This window comes from Pseudomonas sp. FW305-70, from assembly GCF_058783925.1.
Window position 1 is genome coordinate 48,747 of sequence record NZ_JBYSYZ010000022.1, and the last position, 19,973, is coordinate 68,719.

At 58.6% G+C, this 19,973-nt stretch carries 22 protein-coding genes and 1 tRNA gene; 8 read left to right on the forward strand and 15 right to left on the reverse strand.

Translation table 11 applies throughout. The features are described from left to right. Positions 1-22: 22 nt before the first annotated feature. From rbsD to AC3WN7_RS17395, 7 genes are all read right to left on the reverse strand, one after another. Positions 23-427 carry a D-ribose pyranase gene (rbsD, locus tag AC3WN7_RS17365; RefSeq protein ID WP_095965334.1) on the reverse strand — a complete coding sequence of 135 codons (405 nt, stop codon included), beginning with the start codon at positions 425-427 and terminating at the stop codon, positions 23-25. Next, the gene (rbsK, locus tag AC3WN7_RS17370; protein WP_102674381.1) at positions 424-1,341 is read right to left on the reverse strand and encodes a ribokinase; all 918 of its coding nucleotides are present in this window, start codon (positions 1,339-1,341) and stop codon (positions 424-426) included. Before rbsK ends, rbsD begins: the two co-directional genes overlap by 4 nt. A 92-nt stretch (positions 1,342-1,433) precedes the next feature. Then, entirely contained in the window at positions 1,434-2,453 is a 1,020-nt protein-coding gene (locus AC3WN7_RS17375) for a LacI family DNA-binding transcriptional regulator (protein ID WP_102674380.1), read from the reverse strand. 3 nt (positions 2,454-2,456) lie between these two features. After that, positions 2,457-3,434 carry an ABC transporter permease gene (locus AC3WN7_RS17380; RefSeq protein ID WP_102674379.1) on the reverse strand — a complete coding sequence of 326 codons (978 nt, stop codon included), beginning with the start codon at positions 3,432-3,434 and terminating at the stop codon, positions 2,457-2,459. Further along, on the reverse strand, positions 3,431-4,984 hold the full coding sequence (locus tag AC3WN7_RS17385; RefSeq protein ID WP_102674378.1) for a sugar ABC transporter ATP-binding protein: 1,554 nt from the start codon (positions 4,982-4,984) through the stop codon (positions 3,431-3,433). Before AC3WN7_RS17385 ends, AC3WN7_RS17380 begins: the two co-directional genes overlap by 4 nt. Positions 4,985-5,039: 55 nt before the next feature. Then, a complete protein-coding gene (locus AC3WN7_RS17390; RefSeq protein WP_102674377.1) occupies positions 5,040-6,011 on the reverse strand; it encodes a sugar ABC transporter substrate-binding protein in 972 nt (323 codons plus the stop codon). 192 nt (positions 6,012-6,203) lie between these two features. Beyond that, positions 6,204-6,665 carry a hypothetical protein gene (locus AC3WN7_RS17395; protein ID WP_102674376.1) on the reverse strand — a complete coding sequence of 154 codons (462 nt, stop codon included), beginning with the start codon at positions 6,663-6,665 and terminating at the stop codon, positions 6,204-6,206. A 352-nt stretch (positions 6,666-7,017) separates the two neighbouring features. On the opposite strand from AC3WN7_RS17395, the gene AC3WN7_RS17400 reads away from it, so the two are divergent. The 3 genes from AC3WN7_RS17400 (at position 7,018) to AC3WN7_RS17410 (ending at position 9,250) form a co-directional block, all read left to right on the forward strand. Next, positions 7,018-8,106 (forward strand): asparaginase, encoded by a 1,089-nt coding sequence (locus AC3WN7_RS17400; RefSeq protein WP_007975695.1) that lies wholly within the window; start codon positions 7,018-7,020, stop codon positions 8,104-8,106. A gap of 180 nt (positions 8,107-8,286) precedes the next feature. Beyond that, positions 8,287-8,556: a DUF1654 domain-containing protein gene (locus AC3WN7_RS17405; protein ID WP_095965327.1), complete on the forward strand. Its 270-nt coding sequence runs from the start codon at positions 8,287-8,289 to the stop codon at positions 8,554-8,556. Between the two features lie 4 nt (positions 8,557-8,560). Next, entirely contained in the window at positions 8,561-9,250 is a 690-nt protein-coding gene (locus tag AC3WN7_RS17410) for an endonuclease (RefSeq protein ID WP_095965326.1), read from the forward strand. A gap of 85 nt (positions 9,251-9,335) precedes the next feature. Here AC3WN7_RS17410 and AC3WN7_RS17415 read toward each other — a convergent pair whose 3' ends face one another. Next, on the reverse strand, positions 9,336-9,701 hold the full coding sequence (locus tag AC3WN7_RS17415) for a penicillin-binding protein activator LpoB (RefSeq protein ID WP_102674375.1): 366 nt from the start codon (positions 9,699-9,701) through the stop codon (positions 9,336-9,338). 250 nt (positions 9,702-9,951) lie between these two features. Here AC3WN7_RS17415 and csrA point away from each other — a divergent pair, with 250 nt between their 5' ends. Beyond that, positions 9,952-10,143, forward strand: a complete 192-nt coding sequence (csrA, locus tag AC3WN7_RS17420) for a carbon storage regulator CsrA (protein ID WP_007975691.1) — start codon at positions 9,952-9,954, stop codon at positions 10,141-10,143. Between the two features lie 164 nt (positions 10,144-10,307). On the opposite strand, the gene AC3WN7_RS17425 is transcribed toward csrA, so the two are convergent. Beyond that, entirely contained in the window at positions 10,308-10,763 is a 456-nt protein-coding gene (locus AC3WN7_RS17425; protein WP_095965324.1) for a DUF2214 family protein, read from the reverse strand. Positions 10,764-10,966: 203 nt separating this feature from the next. Here AC3WN7_RS17425 and AC3WN7_RS17430 point away from each other — a divergent pair, with 203 nt between their 5' ends. Then, complete coding sequence (locus AC3WN7_RS17430) at positions 10,967-11,719, forward strand: carbonic anhydrase (protein ID WP_102674374.1); 753 nt, start codon at positions 10,967-10,969, stop codon at positions 11,717-11,719. A gap of 92 nt (positions 11,720-11,811) precedes the next feature. Here the strand turns inward: AC3WN7_RS17430 and AC3WN7_RS17435 are convergent, their stop codons facing one another. Next, positions 11,812-12,006: a hypothetical protein gene (locus tag AC3WN7_RS17435; protein WP_095965322.1), complete on the reverse strand. Its 195-nt coding sequence runs from the start codon at positions 12,004-12,006 to the stop codon at positions 11,812-11,814. 251 nt (positions 12,007-12,257) lie between these two features. Between AC3WN7_RS17435 and AC3WN7_RS17440 the strand changes: the two genes are divergently transcribed. Then, positions 12,258-12,464 carry a hypothetical protein gene (locus tag AC3WN7_RS17440; RefSeq protein WP_095965321.1) on the forward strand — a complete coding sequence of 69 codons (207 nt, stop codon included), beginning with the start codon at positions 12,258-12,260 and terminating at the stop codon, positions 12,462-12,464. 398 nt (positions 12,465-12,862) lie between these two features. Next, positions 12,863-13,144: a hypothetical protein gene (locus AC3WN7_RS17445; protein WP_095965320.1), complete on the forward strand. Its 282-nt coding sequence runs from the start codon at positions 12,863-12,865 to the stop codon at positions 13,142-13,144. Positions 13,145-13,276: 132 nt separating this feature from the next. On the opposite strand, the gene AC3WN7_RS17450 is transcribed toward AC3WN7_RS17445, so the two are convergent. The 3 genes from AC3WN7_RS17450 to AC3WN7_RS17460 all read right to left on the reverse strand — a co-directional run bounded on the left by AC3WN7_RS17450 (position 13,277) and on the right by AC3WN7_RS17460 (position 16,174). Beyond that, entirely contained in the window at positions 13,277-13,933 is a 657-nt protein-coding gene (locus AC3WN7_RS17450; RefSeq protein WP_102674373.1) for a trypsin-like peptidase domain-containing protein, read from the reverse strand. A 743-nt stretch (positions 13,934-14,676) separates the two neighbouring features. Then, positions 14,677-15,498, reverse strand: a complete 822-nt coding sequence (locus tag AC3WN7_RS17455; RefSeq protein ID WP_095965318.1) for a MinD/ParA family protein — start codon at positions 15,496-15,498, stop codon at positions 14,677-14,679. A gap of 599 nt (positions 15,499-16,097) precedes the next feature. Then, positions 16,098-16,174 (reverse strand) — tRNA-Val (locus AC3WN7_RS17460). A gap of 184 nt (positions 16,175-16,358) precedes the next feature. Here AC3WN7_RS17460 and AC3WN7_RS17465 point away from each other — a divergent pair. After that, on the forward strand, positions 16,359-17,642 hold the full coding sequence (locus tag AC3WN7_RS17465) for an NAD(P)/FAD-dependent oxidoreductase (RefSeq protein WP_102674372.1): 1,284 nt from the start codon (positions 16,359-16,361) through the stop codon (positions 17,640-17,642). Positions 17,643-17,759: 117 nt separating this feature from the next. Here AC3WN7_RS17465 and AC3WN7_RS17470 read toward each other — a convergent pair whose 3' ends face one another. Together AC3WN7_RS17470 and AC3WN7_RS17475 are read right to left on the reverse strand one after the other, a co-directional pair. Beyond that, positions 17,760-18,731, reverse strand: coding sequence for an XdhC family protein (locus AC3WN7_RS17470; protein WP_102674371.1), 972 nt, complete (start codon positions 18,729-18,731; stop codon positions 17,760-17,762). 1 nt (position 18,732) lies between these two features. Further along, positions 18,733-19,971, reverse strand: coding sequence for a c-type cytochrome (locus AC3WN7_RS17475; protein WP_102674370.1), 1,239 nt, complete (start codon positions 19,969-19,971; stop codon positions 18,733-18,735). Between the last annotated feature and the right edge of the window lie 2 nt (positions 19,972-19,973).

Here is a 19,973-nt window from a genome sequence, read left to right on the forward strand (position 1 = left end):
AAATCCAAAGGCAGGCAGTCCGTCAAAACGTAACCCCGGCGAACAGCACGATATTGCAGTACGGCTGGCACTCGCCTGTACGAACAATCGCCCTTGCCTGTCGGCTCAGGACCTTGAATTGTTCATGGCTGAGCACCTCACGGCGCCCCAGTGCGCCTTCACCGTTCAGTTCATCCAGGGCGATCAGGGGCGACGGTTTTTTATCGAAAATCTCCTGAGCCAGCACATGGCTTTCGACCTGCATCTCACTGAGCACCACCTTCAAGGTGCTGACAAAATCCGGAATGCCCTGGGTCAAGGCCAGGTCGATCAATTCAACGCCCGGTGGAACCGGCAAACCGGCGTCGCCGATGACGACCATGTCGCCATGCCCCAATGAGGCGATCAGCCGCGACAAGGCGATGTTGAGCAAGGGTGTCTTTTTCATGGAGTTTTAAACGCCTGCACATCGCTCAAGGCGGGAATCGAAGGTTGCGCGCCGGCCCGGGTGACCGACAGCGCCGCAGCCACCTGACCGAAGCGGATCGCCTGTACCTCATCCTGCCCCGCAGCCAACGCCGCAGCGAAACCACCGACGAACGTATCGCCCGCCGCCGTGGTGTCGACAGCCTTTACGACGGGCGCGGGGAAATGTTCGAATCGCTGGCCATCGGCAAACAGCGAACCTTGCGCACCGAGGGTGATGATCACCTTGCCGGCGCCCAGGGCAATCAGCCGGGTCGCCGCCGCTTGCGCGGTCTCCAGGGAGTCAACCGACACTCCGCTCAAGGCCGACGCTTCGCTCTCGTTGGGAATCAGGTAATCGATAGACCCGTACCAGTGCGATGGCAACGGACGGCTGGCCGGCGCCGGGTTGAGGATGACCGTCTTGCCCAGCTCGCGCCCCCGCTTGAGTGCATGGCCAACGGAGGCATCGGGCACTTCCAGCTGGCAGATGAGCACGTCCGCCGCTTGTATCACCGAATCAAAACGGTCAATGGCTTCAGCGGTCAATGCACCGTTGGCACCAGGGACGATCACGATGGTGTTCTGACTGCTGTCGTCGACCACAATCAATGCCACGCCGCTGGAACCGTCAACGGTGCTCACCGCCTGGCAATCGATCTGCTCGGCCAACAGCGCCCCGCGCAACGCCTCACCATAGGCGTCATTGCCCACACAACCGATCATCGACACCCGGGCTCCGAGCCGTGCCGCCGCCACAGCCTGATTGGCGCCCTTGCCGCCGGAGACGGTGGCAAACGACTGACCAATCAGCGTTTCACCGCCCTTGGGCAAACGCGGCGCCCGTGTCACCAGGTCCATGTTCAAACTGCCTATTACCACTACTTTTGCTGGCATACGTTGCTACTCATCGATTCTGTTTCGGCGACGCTGTCGGTTCAGCGGCTCTCTGTTTTCAACGGCGCTCTATTTTCAACGGCTCTCTGTTTTCAACGGAAGTGGGTAAACACGCCGGCCAACGGCGCCGTCGATTCACGGATGACAATACTCGGCGTCACGATCCGCTGATCGGTCGTCAGGCCCGGCGTGGCGATTCGCCGTAAAAGCACTTCGGCAGCCATTTCACCGAGCTGCAGGATCGATTGCCCCACCGTGGTCAACGACGGGTAGACATACCGGCTCATCTGGATATCGTCGAAGCCGATCACCGACAACTCGCTCGGTACGCGAATATTGCGCTCGGCGGCGGCCCGCAGCACACCGATGCCGATCATGTCATTGGCGGCAAAAATGGCGGTAGGCGGATGGCTTTCCAGCAAAATCGCGGCAGCACTGTAACCGCCGGTGCTGGTGAAATCGCTTGCCAGCACGCGCTCGGGAGAGACTTCGACGCCCGCCTCTTTCAAGGCCCTGCGATAACCCGCCAGACGCATCTGCGCCACACTGGTGTTTTCCGGCCCGCTGATCGTGGCGATATCCCGGTGGCCCAACTCCAGCAGGTGTCGGGTCGCCAGGTACGCGCCGTATTCATGGTCGATACGCACCAGGTCGGCATCGACACCGTCCAGTCCGCGGTCAACGATCACCATGGGCGTGCGCACGCCTTTCAGACCCTGTACCAGGCCACTGTCGCCGCCGGCCGAGGCGACGATCAGGCCGTCGATGCGTTTTTCCAGCAACACACGCAGGTAGCTGCGCTGCTTGTCCGGATTGTCGTCGGAGTTGCACAGGATCACGCAGTAACCGTTTCGCTCGCAGTAATCCTCAATCCCCCGGGCCAGCTCGGCGAAGTACGGGTTGAGGCTGTTGGGAACCAACAGGCCGATGGTCGCCGTAGTCTTGGCCTTGAGTGAACGGGCCACGGCGCTGGGGACGTAGTCGAGGGTCTTGATCGCCGCCTCGACCTTGATCCGGACTTCCTCACTGACCGGGCGGGTCTTGTTCACCACATGGGAAACCGTGGTGTAGGAAATGCCGGCAAGGGCTGCTACATCTTTGATAGTCGCCATGACTCAGGTCCGCCGGCTTGCGCGTTGACTGCGATAAGTGTCCAGCACCACCGCCACCACGATCACGGCGCCGGTAATGATGCGTTTGGTCGGTTCGGTTGCCCCGATCTGCGCCAGCCCCGCGGCCAGCACGGAAATGATCAGAACGCCAAAAAACGTGCTGATCACCGAGCCGCGCCCGCCCATCAGGCTGGTCCCGCCGATCACCACGGCGGCAATCACCTGCAACTCAAGACCGGATCCGGCATTCGGGTCGGCGGCTTCCAGGCGAGAAATCTGGAACAGCGCAGCAATGCCGGCCAGCAGTCCCATCAGGCTGAACACCAGGATTTTGTAGGGCTTCGGATTGATCCCCGCCAGCCGTACGGCCTCTTCATTGGTGCCGATACCGATCAGGTAGCGACCGAACACCGTGCGGGTCAACACGGCCTGGGCGATGAATATGATCAGCAACGCAATGATGAACGAGGGTGAAATGCCGAAGGCGATCGGATTGGACAACCAGGCGAACGCATCGCCGATGTAGGCCGTACGCGACCCGGTCATCTGGTACGCCACTCCGCGCGCCATTTCCAGCACGCCCAGGGACACGATGAACGACGGTATCCGCCACGCCACCGTGATCGAACCGGTGATAGTGCCTGCGAGCGCCGCGACGGCCATGCCGAGCAACGCTGCGGGCAGCACGCTCCAGTCCCAGCCCAGTATCGCCACGCTGACGGTCGAGGCCGCCAGTGCCAGCACCGAACCTACCGACAGGTCGATGCCCCCGATGATCAACACAAAGGTCATGCCGACCGCCAGCACCATCAGGTCCGGAATCTGGTTGGCCAGGGTGCTGAACGTATCGTAGGACAGGAAGTGACTGCTCAACACCGAGAACAGCACGATCATCGCCAACAAGGCACCCGCCAGGCCCAGATAGGTGCCCAGGCCATAGAAGTTGCCACTGCGTGTGCCGGCCAAAGAAGCGGTTTTCATGGAAGATCCCTAGGCGCGGCGTCGAAGCGCTGCGCATCACGTTTTTGGTAGCCGGCAAAAGCAGCGGCAAGCAACTCATCCTGGGTCCAGCTGTCGCGATCGAACGTATCGATCAGGCTTCCTGCTGACAGCACACCGATCCGGTCGCAGATCAGCATCAGCTCGCGCAAGTCGCTGGAAACCACCACCAGCGCCTTGCCCTTGCGGGTCAACTCACCGAGCAGGTTGTAGATATCGAACTTGGCGCCGACGTCGATGCCCCGGGTCGGCTCGTCGAACAGCAGCACCGAGCAATCGCGCTCCAGCCAGCGACCGATGACGACTTTCTGCTGGTTACCACCGGACAACTCGGACACCAACTGTGCCGGACCGGAGCTGCGAATGCGCATGGCGTCGATCTGCCGCTGGGCCAGGGCGTTTTCGCCATCGTTGTCGACAAAGCCGGCGCTGGAGATGCCGGGCATGTTGCCCAAGGCGATATTGGCACCGATCGACTGCGTCAACAAAAGGCCTTCGCCCTTGCGATCTTCAGTGATCAGCGCGATGCCATGCCCGACCGCATCCACCGGCGAACGCACAGTAATGACCTGCGCCGGCGAGCCCAGGGCTATCGTGCCGCTGTCGGCGATATCGGCGCCGAAGATCAGGCGCAACAACTCGGTGCGCCCCGCGCCGATCAAACCGGAAATGCCGAAAATCTCGCCGGCACGCACTTCGAACGACACGTCGCGAACCTTGTCGGATCGGCTCAGGCCCTTGACCGTCAACACCGGGGCGCCGATCTTGCGCGCGCCCATATCGATGTGCTCACCGAGCTCGCGACCGACCATCAGGGTGACCAGTTGCTCGCTGTTGTAGTTGGCCATCGGCGCGACACAGACCAGATTGCCGTCGCGCAGCACGGCAATGCGTTGCGCGACCCGCGCCAGTTCTTCGAGGCGATGAGAGATATAGATGATCGATACGCCGCGAGCCTGCAGGCGGGTGATCTGCTCGAACAGCATTTCGACTTCACGTGCCGTGAGCATCGCGGTGGGCTCATCGAGAATCAGCACATGACAATCGCCGATCAGGTTGCGGGCGATCTCTACCATTTGCTGATGACCGATGCCCAGTTCGCCGACCAGGGTATCCGGGTCAATGGCGTCGAGCCCGACCTGAGCCATGGCCTCGATGGCAGCCTTGCGCAATTGCTTGCGACTGATCCAGCCGCCGCTGTTGGGCAGATTGTGAAGAAACAGGTTTTCCGCCACCGACAGGGTCGGCAGCAGATTGAGTTCCTGCATGACCATGCGGATGCCGAGGTCTTCTGCCTGGCTCCGGCTGCCTGGGCGATAGTCCTGCCCCTGAAACTGCATCTGGCCGGTAGTCGGCGCGACCAGCCCGCCAATGATTTTCGACAGCGTGCTTTTGCCTGCGCCGTTCTCGCCGGTCAGCGCCAGCACTTCACCGCGCATGAGCGTCAGGTCGATGCCGGCCAGGACCGGTTGGGCGTAGGTCTTGCCGATACCGCTGACCGAGAGGACAGCGTTCGTAGCGCAAGCGGACATAAAAACTCTCCACGCGCCCGTCCAGCTGGACGAGCGCCGTTGCGTCGCCAGAAGGTTACTGTGTGACCTGCTCTTTGGTGACCAACTCTACCGGCGTTTCGATCACGCCATTGGCGCCGCCGTCGACCTTCTCGCCCTTGAGAATCTTCAACGCCGTCTCGATGCCGAACACCGCCTGCCTGGCTGCAAACTGGTCGGCAGTGGCGAGCACTCGGCCATCCTTGAGCATCGGCTGGATGGCGTTGATGTTGTCGTAGCCGACCACTTGCACCTTGCCGGCCTTGCCCGCGGCGCGCACGGCAGACACCGCGCCGACCGCCATGCTGTCGTTGCCGGCCAACAGGGCCTTGGTTTGCGGATATTCGCTGAGAATCGAGGCGGCCACCTTGTTGCCTTTGTCGATTTCCCAGTCACCGGATTGCAACGACACGACCTTGATCTGCGCCGCCTCCATCGCATCCTTGAAACCTGCGGTGCGCTGCTGGGCATTGGTGGTGGTAGACACACCTTCGATGATGCCGACTTCGTCACCGGCCTTCAGCTGCTTGGCCAGGTAGTCGCCCACCAGCCGCGCCCCCTTGCGGTTGTCCGGGCCTACGAACGGTACATTGATGTTTTTGCTTTTGACCACGGCGGGGTCCAGCTGGTTGTCGATGTTGATCACGGTGATACCGGCATCGATGGCCTTCTTGATCACCGGCACCATGGCCTTGGAATCTGCCGGCGCAATCACCAGCGCATTGACCTTGGCCAGGATCATCTGCTCGACGATGCGCGTCTGGCCGGCGGTGTCGGTTTCATCCTTGATGCCGTTGGAGATCAGCTCGAATTCGCCGGAGTGATCTTTCTGATAGGCCTTGGCGCCGTCTTCCATGGTCAGGAAAAACTCGTTGGCCAGGGATTTCATGACCAGTGCGACTTTCGGTTTTTCTGTGGTTTCAGCGAAGGCAGAAGAGACAGGCAGTGCAGCGGATGCGGCAGCCAGCACAGCGACAGCGAGAAGACGTCCAGCAAATGGCAGCTTCATGGGTTCACTCCGATCTTATGATTATTGTGAGCAACGCTTGCGCTGGCGTAAGCTTCACGACCCACTGTGATGGAAAGCCATTACAGGGGGCGCGCAAACGTTTGCGTGACCCAGACTATGCGAATCCTGCCGGTATTTGTCAACGACCTGAAAAGTGCCTTCAGAGCGGATTGGCGAAAAACGGCACTCAGTTCATGCCGTGGTGTTAACCACCGATCCCGTGCCGGAACCCTTGGTCAACTCTTTGACCAGACTCGCACTCACCTGAAGGATGGCGCCGTTGGTTGCGGCAACCTGCGCCTGAATGGCCGCTACCGCGGTGGTCTTGGCTTCCGGGGTCGGATAGGACGCCGCCTGGGCCTGGGCTAATTGCTGCTGTTGCTCACGCAATTGCTGCTGCAACTCCTTCAGGCGCTTGAGCAGGATCTTCACCGCAAAACTGGTGTTATCGCTGGTTTCCGATTCGGCCTGTGCGCCGGCACTTTGCCCCAGACCTGTCGGACCGGTTTTAACCTGGGTGCCGTCGCCTTCCTTTACCCCCAGCGCCTGGGCCCCTGCATCCTCTGTCGCATCGCCCGAGGCACGAATGGTCGCCGCAGGCTTCCCCCCGATGGTGATGTTTGCGGCATTCGGGAAGCCAATGGATAACGACATGTGAACTCCTGCAGAAATAGATCCCTTGGGGGAGCATCGACCGACGCGCGCTTTTCTTTAGTCGTTAACGAAGATTTCACGCGCTCAAGTCTTGAACAGGACTGCCCTCCGTTTCGGAGAGCCGAACGCAAAAGCTAAACATGTTCGGCAATCCGGACGCCCGGCCCCGGAACCGCCTTAGGACACAAACTGCAATACCGTTACAAATCATTAAGTTAAGCGTATTTTTCGATTCAGGGTGTTACTGGTACAGATCCTGCTCTTCTCCTCGCACCTCCGGCGTTCAGATTCGCCCGGGGCGTATCTAGATGAACCTGCATCTGCACCGTCTCACAACTAGAAGAGAAAAATAATGACATCTGCACTCAAGACCTTTGTTCCGGGCGCCTTGGCCCTGCTGCTGCTTCTGCCGACCGCCCTTCAGGCCAAAGAAGCCGAAACCCAACAGAAACTGGCCAACGTGGTGATCCTGGCCACCGGTGGCACCATTGCCGGCGCCGGCGCCAGCGCCGCCAACAGCGCGACCTACCAAGCGGCGAAAGTCGGCATTGAACAATTGATCGCCGGCGTTCCAGAACTGAGCCAGGTGGCCAACGTTCGTGGCGAACAGGTCATGCAAATCGCTTCCGAAAGCATCACCAACGAAAACCTGCTGCAACTGGGCCGCCGCGTAGCCGAACTGGCCGACAGCAAAGACGTCGATGGCATCGTGATCACCCACGGCACCGACACCCTGGAAGAAACCGCGTACTTCCTGAACCTTGTGGAAAAAACCGACAAGCCGATCATTGTCGTGGGTTCCATGCGCCCGGGCACCGCGATGTCCGCCGATGGCATGCTCAACCTGTACAACGCCGTGGCCGTGGCCAGCAGCAAGGATGCGCGAGGCAAAGGCGTGCTGGTGACCATGAACGATGAAATCCAGTCGGGTCGCGACGTCAGCAAAATGATCAACATCAAGACCGAAGCGTTTAAAAGCCCCTGGGGTCCGCTGGGCATGGTGGTAGAAGGCAAATCCTACTGGTTCCGTTTGCCAGCCAAGCGCCACACCATGGATTCCGAATTCGACATCAAGACCATCAAGAGCCTGCCTGACGTCGAGATTGCCTATTCCTACGGCAATGTCAGCGACACCGCCTACAAGGCGCTCGCCCAATCAGGCGCCAAAGCCATCATCCACGCCGGCACCGGCAATGGCTCGGTATCGTCGCGGGTAGTCCCTGCCCTGCAAGCTCTGCGCAAGGACGGCGTGCAGATCATTCGCTCTTCCCATGTCAACGCCGGCGGCTTCGTATTGCGCAACGCCGAACAGCCTGACGATAAATACGACTGGGTCGTGGCCCACGACCTGAACCCGCAAAAGGCCCGAATCCTGGCGATGGTCGCGCTGACCAAGACCAATGACAGCAAAGAGCTGCAGCGGATGTTCTGGGAATACTGATTCGCCCTCGCCCGACCGATCCGGTCGGGCACCCTGTGCGCCACTCTCCAGTCCTGGCGATTGGCGCTGCTCGATCTGACAAAAAAACTCCCTGCGCCTTACACCAAATAGAACAAACCGCTGTCAGAGGATTTTCTTGATTTTTAAGCAGTTGCGAAATTGCCTACAGTTAAATACTGTATGCACGTACAGCTTAATAAGGATAATTCCGTGGACACTACCTCTGCCTCTTCTGACACCTACGTACGCATGGGCCTGCGCGTTCAGAAAATCATCAACTCCCCCACCGCACAAAAGGCCAGGGCAGCACTGATCTTCCGCCTGCCTGACGAGCCGGTGGATGAATGGGAACGCTTGCTGGAAGAAATCGACGAGAACGACAACGTCACCCTCGCCTATCGCGACGATGGCGGCGTGCAGATTTTCTGGGTTGTGCCGAAGGAAGATTGATTCGATGAGTGCCCGCTGGTTTGCTTTGTTTTTTGTGTTTTTTGTCATGGCTGCGCAAGCCGACGCTCCGCGCACCTTCACCGAAGCGAAAAAGGTCGCGTGGAAGCTCTACGCTCCCCAATCCACCGAGTTTTACTGTGGCTGCAAGTACACCGGCAACCGGGTGGACCTTGCCGCCTGCGGTTATGTGCCGCGTAAAAATGCCAAGCGCGCATCCCGCATCGAGTGGGAGCATATCGTTCCGGCCTGGCAGATCGGCCATCAACGCCAGTGCTGGCAAGAAGGCGGTCGCAAGAACTGCACCCGCTACGATCCGGTTTACCAGAAGGCCGAAGCTGATTTGCACAACCTGGTGCCCAGCATCGGCGAGGTCAATGGCGATCGCAGCAACTTCAGTTTCGGTTGGCTGCCCGAACAGTCGGGACAGTATGGTTCGTGCCTGACCCAAGTCGACTTCAAGGCCAAGAAAGTCATGCCCCGCCCTTCCATTCGCGGCATGATCGCCCGGACCTACTTCTACATGAGCAAGCAGTATGGCTTGCGCCTGTCGAAACAGGATCGACAACTGTACGAAGCCTGGGACAAAACCTACCCCGTACAGGCCTGGGAACGGCAACGCAACCAGAGCGTGGGGTGCGTCATGGGACGCGGCAACGAGTTCGTCGGCCCGGTGGACATGAAGGCCTGCGGCTGAATCCAGGCGGCACCTGAAACAAAAAAGGCCTTGAGGCTAAACCCCCGAGGCCTTTTGGTTTGCCCAACATCTTCGCTGCCGACTGTTATTGAGCGGCCGGACGCTCAAGCACCAGCAATTCGATGTTCTGTTTCTTCGAGCGAGTGAGCACAGCACGGACCTCATCCTGTTTGGCTTCGGCCTCGGCTTTCGAATTGAACGGCCCCATCAGGATTCGCGTATTGCCATTTTCCTTGACGACGCTGGACATGAAACTGTGTTCGATCAGCCAGCCACTCAAATCACTGACCGCCTGAGGGGTTTCACCTCGCACTTCAAGATCCCATTGCGGGCCGGACGCTGCCGCGGGTACGGCAGCCACGGCCGGCTTTGGCTTCGGCGCATCCACACTGCTGCCCTCTCCACATCCCGCCAGTGCCAACATCGCGAGTACCCAGACCATTTTGCGCACGGCGTTTCCCTCTAAATGCTTAAAGCGGGGATTTTAACATCCATGAATACTTCACGAGTGCCATAAAATGGGCTCAAAACAACGAGAATCATGGTGGCGGCCTCTGTATAGTTACGCCTTGGGAATTAATGCCACATCTGCGCGTCAGAAAGAGGCACCCAAACTGTGAGACTTCGCACTAATCTATACATACCACCGACCTCTGCACTGTCCGAATCAGGTGCCCCACAAAGCAATCAAGGAGAAGACCATGCTGATACTCACCCGCAAAGTCGGTGAAAGCATTAATATCGGTGATGACATTACGATCACCATCCTGGGCGTAAGCGGCCAGCAAGTCAGGATCGGCATCAACGCCCCGAAGGACGTTGCAGTGCACCGTGAAGAGATTTATCAGCGCATTCAGGCCGGCCTGACCGCCCCGGAAAAGCCGCAATCCTGAGTTCTGTTGCAGTCAGTAGCCAGCCCGTTCAGTGCGCAACCACGGCTGGCTAAAGATTCAGCATCGCATCGAGGCTTTCAGGGGTCGATACTAGCGACAAGCTCAAGGCTCTGGCTGTCGGACGTTTCTTGTTTATCCTGGGGAAGGACGCGCTCGCTGCGTGATCAAGCAAACATCACCCCGCGCGCCATGCCAGTCGCCGCCACCACTATCAACAGCACCAGCAGTGCCTCGACATGACTGATCCGTGCAAACAGCTTCGCACGGCCGGTATCGAAGGCGACTTTGCGGCCCAGCGCTATCCGCCATTTGATCAACGTCACCATGGGTGCAATCTCCAGCAGCAAGATCAGCACGAACAGCGTCATCTTCAGATGAAACAACGGCTGATGCAGGTAATAGTCCGTGCCTTTCTCGTACCCGCCAAAGGCTCGCATCCCCCCGCTGATCAGTAACACGACAGCTGAAATACCCCAGATATTGTCCGCCATCAGGACACTGCGCACTTCTGCGGTCCCATCGGCCAGACGCCGAAAAGCCGTGCCTCGAGTCAGCACCGCCCAGAATCCCAACGCAACCGCCAAAAGATGAACCGCCGCCAGAAACCAATGAGTCAGCATCGAGAAACTCCTGCCAGGTAGAAGCTGTATGAGCCTGACAGTAGTAGCCCATGAAATGGCTGCTTGCACGGCATCCTCGGACCAGGCCCGGTACACAATATGACAGACCAACTAGACTCCACTGCGCTGGCATTGAGCGACCGCGGCAGTCCCAGCCCCAACAGCAACTCACTCTCACCGCATTGAACTGAGTAAACAAAATCATGTGTGAATCATGTGATTCAAGCTCTGCTTCAAACACAACAGGCCGTCGTCGTTTTCTTCAATTTGCCGGATTGAGCGCAGGCGCCCTGCTGCTTGCCGGCACACTGCCCGGCCAGATCATCCAGGCAGCCGAAAAAGCGACAGCCCCACCCAAACCACAAAACGTGATCAGTCCCGACATGGCGCTGAAAAGACTGATGGAGGGCAATGAACGATATGTAAGCGGTACATCCAAGACTCATGATTTCAAGGCTGAGCGAGAGGCCCTGGTGTCGGGTCAAAATCCGTTTGTGGCCGTGCTGAGCTGCTCTGACTCGCGCATCGCCCCGGAGTATGCGTTTGACACTGCGCGCGGCGATCTTTTCTCCATCCGCGTCGCGGGCAACTTTGTCACCCCGGAAGGCCTGGCCAGTCTTGAATACGGGGTTGCCGTGCTGGGCGCCCCGCTGATTCTGGTACTCGGCCATGAGAGCTGCGGCGCCATCGAGGCCGGTATCAAGGCCGTCAAGGACCAGACGGTTTTCCCCGGCCATATCCCGAAACTGACTGACGCGCTCAAGTCGGCCATCGAGGCCGTGCTCAAGCAACCCGGGAGCCTGATGGAAAACGCCACCGCGCAGAACGTCAAAAATTCGGTCAACAGCCTGAAACAGGCTTCACCCTTGCTGACCGATGCGCAGAGCAAAGGCATGCTGAAGATCGTGGGAGGTGTCTATCGCCTGGCGAGCGGCAAGGTAGAGCTCATCGCCTGACCCACAACGCGCACATCGCCAGCATCGGCGCATAACCCCCGCATGCAAAGAACGCCGCATGCAAAGAGCCCAGCGCGATGGCTGGGCTCTGGTTACTTCCGGTTTTCCATCATTTTGTCGGCCAGGGCTTTAGCCCTCTCGATCAACAGGTTCTGCCTGTCTTCGTGCGTAGCCCCGCCCACAACCGGGGCTGTCAGATTGCTTTCGGCAATCAACGCAGCGCAGAAGTATTGATCCCAAACGGCTTTGTCTACGGGTGCCTGTTTGCTGATTTGATCGACGTTCATGGGCGGCTCCTTTCAATGAGGCAGCCCCACTAGTTTACGCCTGAATGGCCAAGAATCCGGATCATCATCCACCGTTGTCCGCCATTCGTCGCCTGCGAAAACACAACGATGAGTTCAACCGCATCCGTGGCTTGAGGATTGCACAGATCGCGCGTAGCAGCGCCGGAACGACATAATTCTGACGCAGCAGCCATTCAATCAATGCTTAAGGACTCCAGCGATACGCTTGGTCAGTCACCGGGAGATGTAACGTGTCAACGCTCAACGAAATCGCAATGAACCACGCGAGAATGGCTAAGGAAAAAGCAGCAGAGTCGACCGAACTGAGCGAGCGACACCTCCAGATTGTAGGGAGCTTCGAGGTACCGTCCATTGACGTACAACAGAACGTCCCCATGCACCTGATCGCTGGAGCGCAGGAGGTGCATCTGGTTCATGCGACGGGTTTCGCGCTCTGACCTTTTATGAGGCAAGCGACATACTGATCGATTTACCCGGCAACAGGTAAGTGGATTCGGCACTGGCAATGGAACATGCCATCTGGATGCAATCACCTGTTGCCTGGCTCCCACCCACTCCTCGCATCACAATCCCCCAAAAAAATCCCGCAGGCGTAACGCAGTGGGTGAGACTCGTGGCAAGGTGCCGATGGACCTGGCTTTGCTTTCGTCGGGTCTGAAGGCTGGATGCGCGCCTACCAACAAGAAACCACCGCACTCCAGGGTTATCCAATTGGTTGTAACCATGACTAAAGACCGCGTAAACGAAATCAATTTACTTCGGTTTATCGCGGCAATTGTCGTCCTGTTCTTTCATTATTCTTTTCGGGGGGCATGCTTACGACGATCTGTCCATCATGCCTTACCCCTGGATTATTCCAGCTGCACAGTATGGATATCCGGGGGGTCAGCTGTTTTTCACGATCAGCGGCTTCGTGATGTTGATGGGCAATGGACGCTTTTCAGCTACTTTTACTCAATACCTCGCCAACATGACGATGCCCAGCGAGTTCATGAAAGTACCGTCTATCGATGGCGCCTACTGGTCAATCTTCATCGAAATCCGTTTTTATCTTTTGATCGCCATCCTGTTGGTCGCCCGACACCACGGAGTGGCGCCGCATCGGTTTTTATCTTGATCGTGTTTATTTGCACCGACATTCACGACAGACAACAAAAAAGGGCCCACCTTAGGGTGGGACCTTCCAGACCGCCAGGCCGGGCGGATTTTGCCTGGTAGGCGCGATAGCCAATTGGCTGATAGCTAAAAGTTACTTCACGACATACCTGGCGCCGTGTGGATCGTTGAGCTTTGCCTGCAATATCCCCCACTCGCGCTGAATGATCGAGTAAGGAATAAAGATGCTGATCCTCTCAGCACCCTTTACACCGGAGTGATTGCTCACATCGTTCAGAGTGGTTGAGTAGAAACCGATATTGATGCCGACAATACAGCCGTCACTGGTGAGGACCGGCCCACCCGACATGCCCTTGACCAGCGGGGCATCATGGATGGCATAGAGATCACCGCTGCGTTCATCGGTATTGAGGAACGGCGTTTGATACACCTTGCCTTTCCCGGTAGTGGTCATGAGGTAAGGACTCGCCCCAACGGCAGTGATGCTCTCGCCCACACGCGGTGCGCGCCATGATGGGTAGCGGCCGTTGGCCTTGTGCAGGATGAAGACGAGATCACAGCCCGTGCTGCAGCTGTACTTCACGTTGGGGATGAACGGAGTGTGGCGCGTGGTTACCGCATAGTCATCGTTCCATTGCACGGCCGAGGCCATGTATAGATACGGTGCGGGAAACCCCGAATGGACTAAAAAGTATGAATCATTGGCAGCACCCGAAAAGTCGGGTTTTACGATGCCGTTGCATCCTGCAGTTACAGCTCCAATTAAAAAGTAGGCCATGATCTTGATCATGATATATCACCGACTTAATTGGGAGAGTGTGACTGTTTTTTGTTGTCAATATTTTGTCTTTTGTCGGGATTGCAGTACTCCTCGCCGCTTGTTCTAGTTGGACGTTTCCTTACTTATGGCTGAGTTTGTAATGACGCGTATGAATAAATCGCGCTAAAGCCAATCGCTTTTCGATCAACTCTAGAAGTTCAAATATTTGGCGCCTGAAAAGTGTTAAAGACGAGAAAGAAAATCAAGAGTTTCTATAGACTGTTTCGTTAGTGGCGCCAGCTGAATAAATCGCTATGCCCGTCAGCCACAAGAGCGACAAGAAGCCTGATGCTAGCCCAGTCGCCCTGCACTGCAGCTGCGCCGCAACTGGCTTGATATTCCGCCACGCGAAATATGATTCATACAGTTAAAGGAAGCTACGCAGAGAAACTCCTGTCAGGGATTCAACATAACTTGAACTAAACATCGCTGATTGCGAATCAACTCAACCAACTTAAATTAATCCAAATGCAAAAGTCCTGATTGATCCCAACCAGGGAACTTCTCTTATTCCTTAATAGTTGTTGGCACCCATTGTCTGACCGCAGGCATTAAAGCCGGGGACTGCTCCAGGCCGAGTAATTTATCGCACTACTGCGCCCCAACCCCTTCCAGACTTTGAGCCTGAATCGCCGTTCACATTGCCCCGTGTGAACGAAGCCGATACTTTGTGGGCGCTCTGCATGAAATCCCGTACGAACAGAAGAAAGATGTCACCCCCTCGAATTATCGACGAGTCGGTCAACGAAGAACTCCATATGCCCCCTGGGGGTAGCCAGCAAAGGCCAAGCGTCGACCAATAAAGCGATTTCCTGAAATGCCTGGGCGCACTTGGAGCGCGGAAAGTGTTCGTAGACTGCCCGCTGCTTCTGCACTGCCCTGCGCGCACATTCATCGTACGGAATCGCTCCCACATACCGCAGGGTTACGTCGAGGAAGCGATCGGTGACTTTGGCCAATTTAGCGAACAGCGCGCGACCTTCCGTCGGGCCCTGCACCATATTGACCAACACCCGAAAACGGTCCATTCCGTAATCACGATTAAGCAGTTTGATCAGTGCGTAGGCATCGGTGATCGAGGTCGGTTCGTCGCAGACCACCAGCATGACTTCGTGGGCCGCCCGGACGAGACTGACCACCGACGAGCCGATGCCCGCAGCTGTGTCAATCACCAGCACATCGAGACTGTCACCGATTTCACTGAAGGCCTGGATCAGGCCTGCGTGCTGAGCCGCCGACAAATGCACCATGCTCTGGATGCCAGAAGCCGCGGGGACGATTCGTATCCCGCCCGGACCGCGCAAAAGCACATCGGAAAGCTCACAGCGACCTTCGATTAAATCGGCAAGCGTGTACTGCTGGGAAAGCCCCAACAGGACATCGATATTCGCCAAGCCAAGATCGCCATCAAGCAATACGACTCGCCGTCCAAGTTTCGCCAGCGCCAATGATAGATTCACGGCCACAGTCGTCTTGCCGACGCCGCCCTTTCCGCCGGTCACGGCGATAACTTGTACAGAACGCACACTATCCATGTTATTGATTCCCTTCCATGTGCAACGCGTGCGAGTAATCGCAAACTAATCCCAGGTACGCAATGGTAACCGAAAAGTGCAGACTCATAGCCACTATGCTGTATCACAGGATCACCAGAAACGCGGCAACCCACCACATGGCAATTTCGCGAACCACTTCGAGAAGTTTAGGGTTGAGGTGCCAGGCGTGTTCAAGCCGGACCTCAGGAGGGTCAGAAAGAGCACGGCATCAACAACCAGCAGGACATTCACCAGCGCCTACTGAAGAGCCTGATAAGCGCCGACTTTGAAACCGCCGCTCGCATGCTTTCGAGTGTCACGACACCTTACGAGATTACCGAAAAGATGTCGCAATTGGTCAGAGCCAAAAGCCTGAGGGCACTGGAACAGGAGCCTGGTGAGCCGGAAGACGAAATAATCGAGCCGGCCTCAATTACCACGGCTGAGCCACAGGCTCTGCGTTGCGCCTGGCGACGTTCACATTGCCGCGTGTGAACGGACCCTATATTTTGTGAACGTTTTGATGAAATCCAGGACAACAAAAAAGGGCCCACCTTTCGGTGAGCCCTTCCAGACCGCCCAGCAGAGCGGATTTTGTTTGGTAGGCGCGATTGGACTCGAACCAACGACCCCCACCATGTCAAGGTGGTGCTCTAACCAACTGAGCTACGTGCCTGCTGTGAGGCGGCATTCTACGGAATTCCGGAGGGGTGTCAACACCTTTTTTCGCGCTAACCCTATGAATATGCAAAATATTTAATTTTGCCGGTACAAAGAAGATTTTCCGGGTGGCTGGCGGGCGATTTTCAACTCGGGTAGGATCAACGCACTCGTAAAATATATTAAACAGAGGCTGCCGGATGGCTAACACTCCCTACCCAGAGTCCTACTACGCCGCATCGGCCAATGCGGTTCCGCCGCGCCCGGCGTTGCAGGATGACGTCGAGACCGATGTCTGCGTGATTGGCGCCGGTTACACGGGGCTGTCCTCTGCCCTGTTTCTGCTGGAGAACGGTTTCAAGGTCACGGTGCTTGAGGCCGCCAAGGTGGGTTTCGGGGCGTCCGGGCGTAATGGCGGGCAGATCGTTAACAGCTATAGCCGCGACATCGATGTCATCGAGCGCACAGTCGGCCCCAAGCAGGCTCAGTTGCTGGGGCAGATGGCGTTTGAAGGTGGCCGGATCATTCGTGAGCGGGTCGCCAGGTACAACATCCAGTGCGATCTGAAGGACGGTGGTGTGTTCGCCGCGATGACTGCCAAGCAGATGGGTCATCTGGAGTCGCAGAAGCGCCTGTGGGAGCGATTCGGCCACACCCAACTCGAGTTGATGGATCAGCGCCGCATTCGCGAAGTGGTGGCGTGTGATCAGTACGTCGGCGGGATGCTGGACATGAGTGGCGGCCACATCCACCCGCTCAACCTGGCGCTGGGTGAAGCGGCGGCGGTCGAGTCCCTGGGCGGGACGATCTACGAGCAGTCGCCGGCCGTGCGTATCGAGCGCGGTGCGAATCCGGTGGTGCACACGCCGCAGGGTAAGGTCCGGGCCAAATTCATCATAGTCGCCGGCAACGCTTATCTGGGTAATCTGGTGCCGGAACTGGCCGCCAAGTCGATGCCTTGCGGAACGCAGGTGATTACCACCGAGCCACTGGGCGATGAACTGGCGAAGACCCTGCTGCCTCAGGACTACTGTGTCGAAGACTGCAATTACCTGCTCGACTACTACCGCCTCAGCGGTGACAAGCGCCTGATTTTCGGCGGCGGCGTGGTGTACGGCGCGCGGGATCCGGCGAACATCGAAGCGATCATTCGACCGAAGATGCTCAAGGCCTTCCCGCAGCTCAAGGACGTGAAGATCGATTACGCGTGGACCGGTAACTTCCTGCTGACCCTGTCGCGCCTGCCTCAGGTCGGACGCCTGGGCGACAACATCTACTACTCCCAGGGCTGCAGCGGCCATGGCGTGACCTACACGCACCTGGCGGGCAAGGTGCTGGCCGAAGCGTTGCGCGGCCAGGCCGAGCGTTTTGACGCGTTTGCCGACCTGCCCCACTACCCGTTCCCTGGCGGACAGTTGCTGCGTACGCCGTTTGCGGCATTGGGCGCCTGGTATTACGGATTGCGGGATAAATTCGGGTACTAAGCGACACGCAATACATTGTAGGAGCGAGCCTGCTCGCGATATCGGTCTGGCAGCCAACGGATGTGTTGGATGTTACGACCTCATCGCGAGCAAGCTCGCTCCCACAGGTTTTGGGGGTTAGAGACGATCTCGTGGGATACCGCTGCGAATCCGCAGGATGTCCGCCAGTACCGCCAGGGCAATCTCGGCTGGCGTCTTGCTGCCCAGGTTCAAGCCGATCGGCGCATGAATCCGCGCCAGTTCGGCATCGCCCAAGCCACCAATACGCCGCAACCGCTCGAAGCGCTTCTGTGAGGTCTGCATCGAGCCCATCACACCGATATAGAACGCCTCGGTGCGAACCGCCTCCATCATTGCCAGGTCATCGATACGCGGGTCGTGGGTCAACGCCACCACCGCCGTGTCGCTGTGGCAGCCGCCGTCGGCGATGAACACCGACGGCAGTTGGCGGCGAATCTCCACGTTGTCCAGCACGACGCCTTCCAGCACTTCGTCCCGCGGATCGCACAGAATCACCTCGAAACCCAGGCCCACGGCAAATTCCGCGCAGGCCTGAGCCACACTGGAATAGCCGGCCAGCAACAAGCGCTGGGCCGCGCCGACGCGCACACGCACGCGGTCGATTTCACGCTCGATGCGCACTCCCTGCTCACGATCATCGAACAGGCTGCGCGCACCGCTTTGCAGATCGACTTCACGGATCAATCGACGTCGGCCCAACAGCGCCGACTCCAGCTCGCGCAAATGCGCTTGCACCTCGCAATCGGCGTCAAGCTTCTCGACCAGCACATCCAGCACCCCGCCACAGGGCAGGCTGACGCGCGAGCGTGGGTCGTCGCCTTCGCCGTAACGAACGACGCTGACCGGCCGCAGAAACGCGCCCTCGGCGACTCGCTCGAGAAAATCCTCCTCGACACAACCACCGGACAGCGAGCCAATCCAGTGCCCGTCAGTGTTCACCGCCAGCAGCGAACCCGGTGCGCGCGGTGCCGAGCCGTACGTGGCCAGCACCGTGCACAGCCAGATGCGCTGACCGGCCGTCGACCACTCCAGCGCCCGGCGCACCACTTGCAGATCGAGATGCTGCATATCAGTGCGCCTTGTGCTCGAGCGGCGGCGCATCGGCCCGCAACGCCTGCACGTCGTTCACCGCCAGGTCATTGGGCTGACCACCCCAGCCCTGACGCAGGTAGTTCAGCAGATCCGTGAGTTGCCCGTCGCTCAACTTCTCGGCGAAGCCCGGCATCGGCTGCATGTGCTCGAACCCGGAGAACTTCTGCTCACCGATACCGTCGTCGATCACCCGCAGCAGGTTGCGCGGGTCTTCCAGGCGCAACGTGGTGTTGCCGCGCATGGCGACGGCGATGTGCGGCTTGCCCTCGCCACCCGGCGCATGGCAACCGGCGCAGACGTTCAAATATTCCTGACGGCCACGCTGGGCACTCGGGCTCAGTTTGTCCAACGGCACTTCGGTGAGCACTTTCGCCGCTGGCGGCTGATCGCCCAGCAGGAAGGTCGCCATGGCCGCCAGATCCGCATCGCTCAGGCCCTGGGTGCTGTTGTGGAACACCGGGAACATCTCGTTGAACATCGTGCCCTGGGCGCTCATGCCGAGCTTGAGGAACGAGCTCAGGTCCTGATGATTCCAGCCACGGGCCGCCAGGTCAGTGGCCAACAGGCTTGGCGCCAGATAACCATTGAGAATGCCGCCGGTCATGCGTTTGTCCTGCTGCATCGCACCCGGCAAGCCACGCGGGGTGTGGCACTCGCCACAGTGGCCGAGCACATCGACCATGTACTGGCCGCGCTTCCAGGCTTCGCTTTTGCCTTCGGCAGACTCCAGCTTCACATCCTTGCCGTACATCATGTTCCAGCCCATCAGGCCCAGGCGCACGTTGAACGGGAAGCTCAGGCGGGTGACCGGGGCGGCGCGCTCGATCGGCTCGACGGTTTTCAGGTAGGCATGAATCGCATCGGAATCGGCGCGCGGCATCAGGTGATACGAGGTGTACGGCATCGCCGGATACAGGTTCGCGCCATCGCGGCGTTTGCCTTCGGTCAGCGCGGCGAAGAACTCGTCATCGCTGTACAGGCCGATGCCGTGTTCTTTGCTCGGGGTGATGTTGGTGCCGTAGATCGTGCCGAACGGCGACACGATCGGCAGGCCGCCCGCATAGGGTGCACCACCCGGCGCGGTGTGGCAGGCCATGCAATCGGCGGCGCGGGCAAGGTACGCGCCTTGCTTGACCTGCGCCTCATCGGCGTGGGCCAGCAACACAGGCGCAGCCAGGCCGACCGCCAGCGTCAGGCGGGACAATAGTGACTTCATGC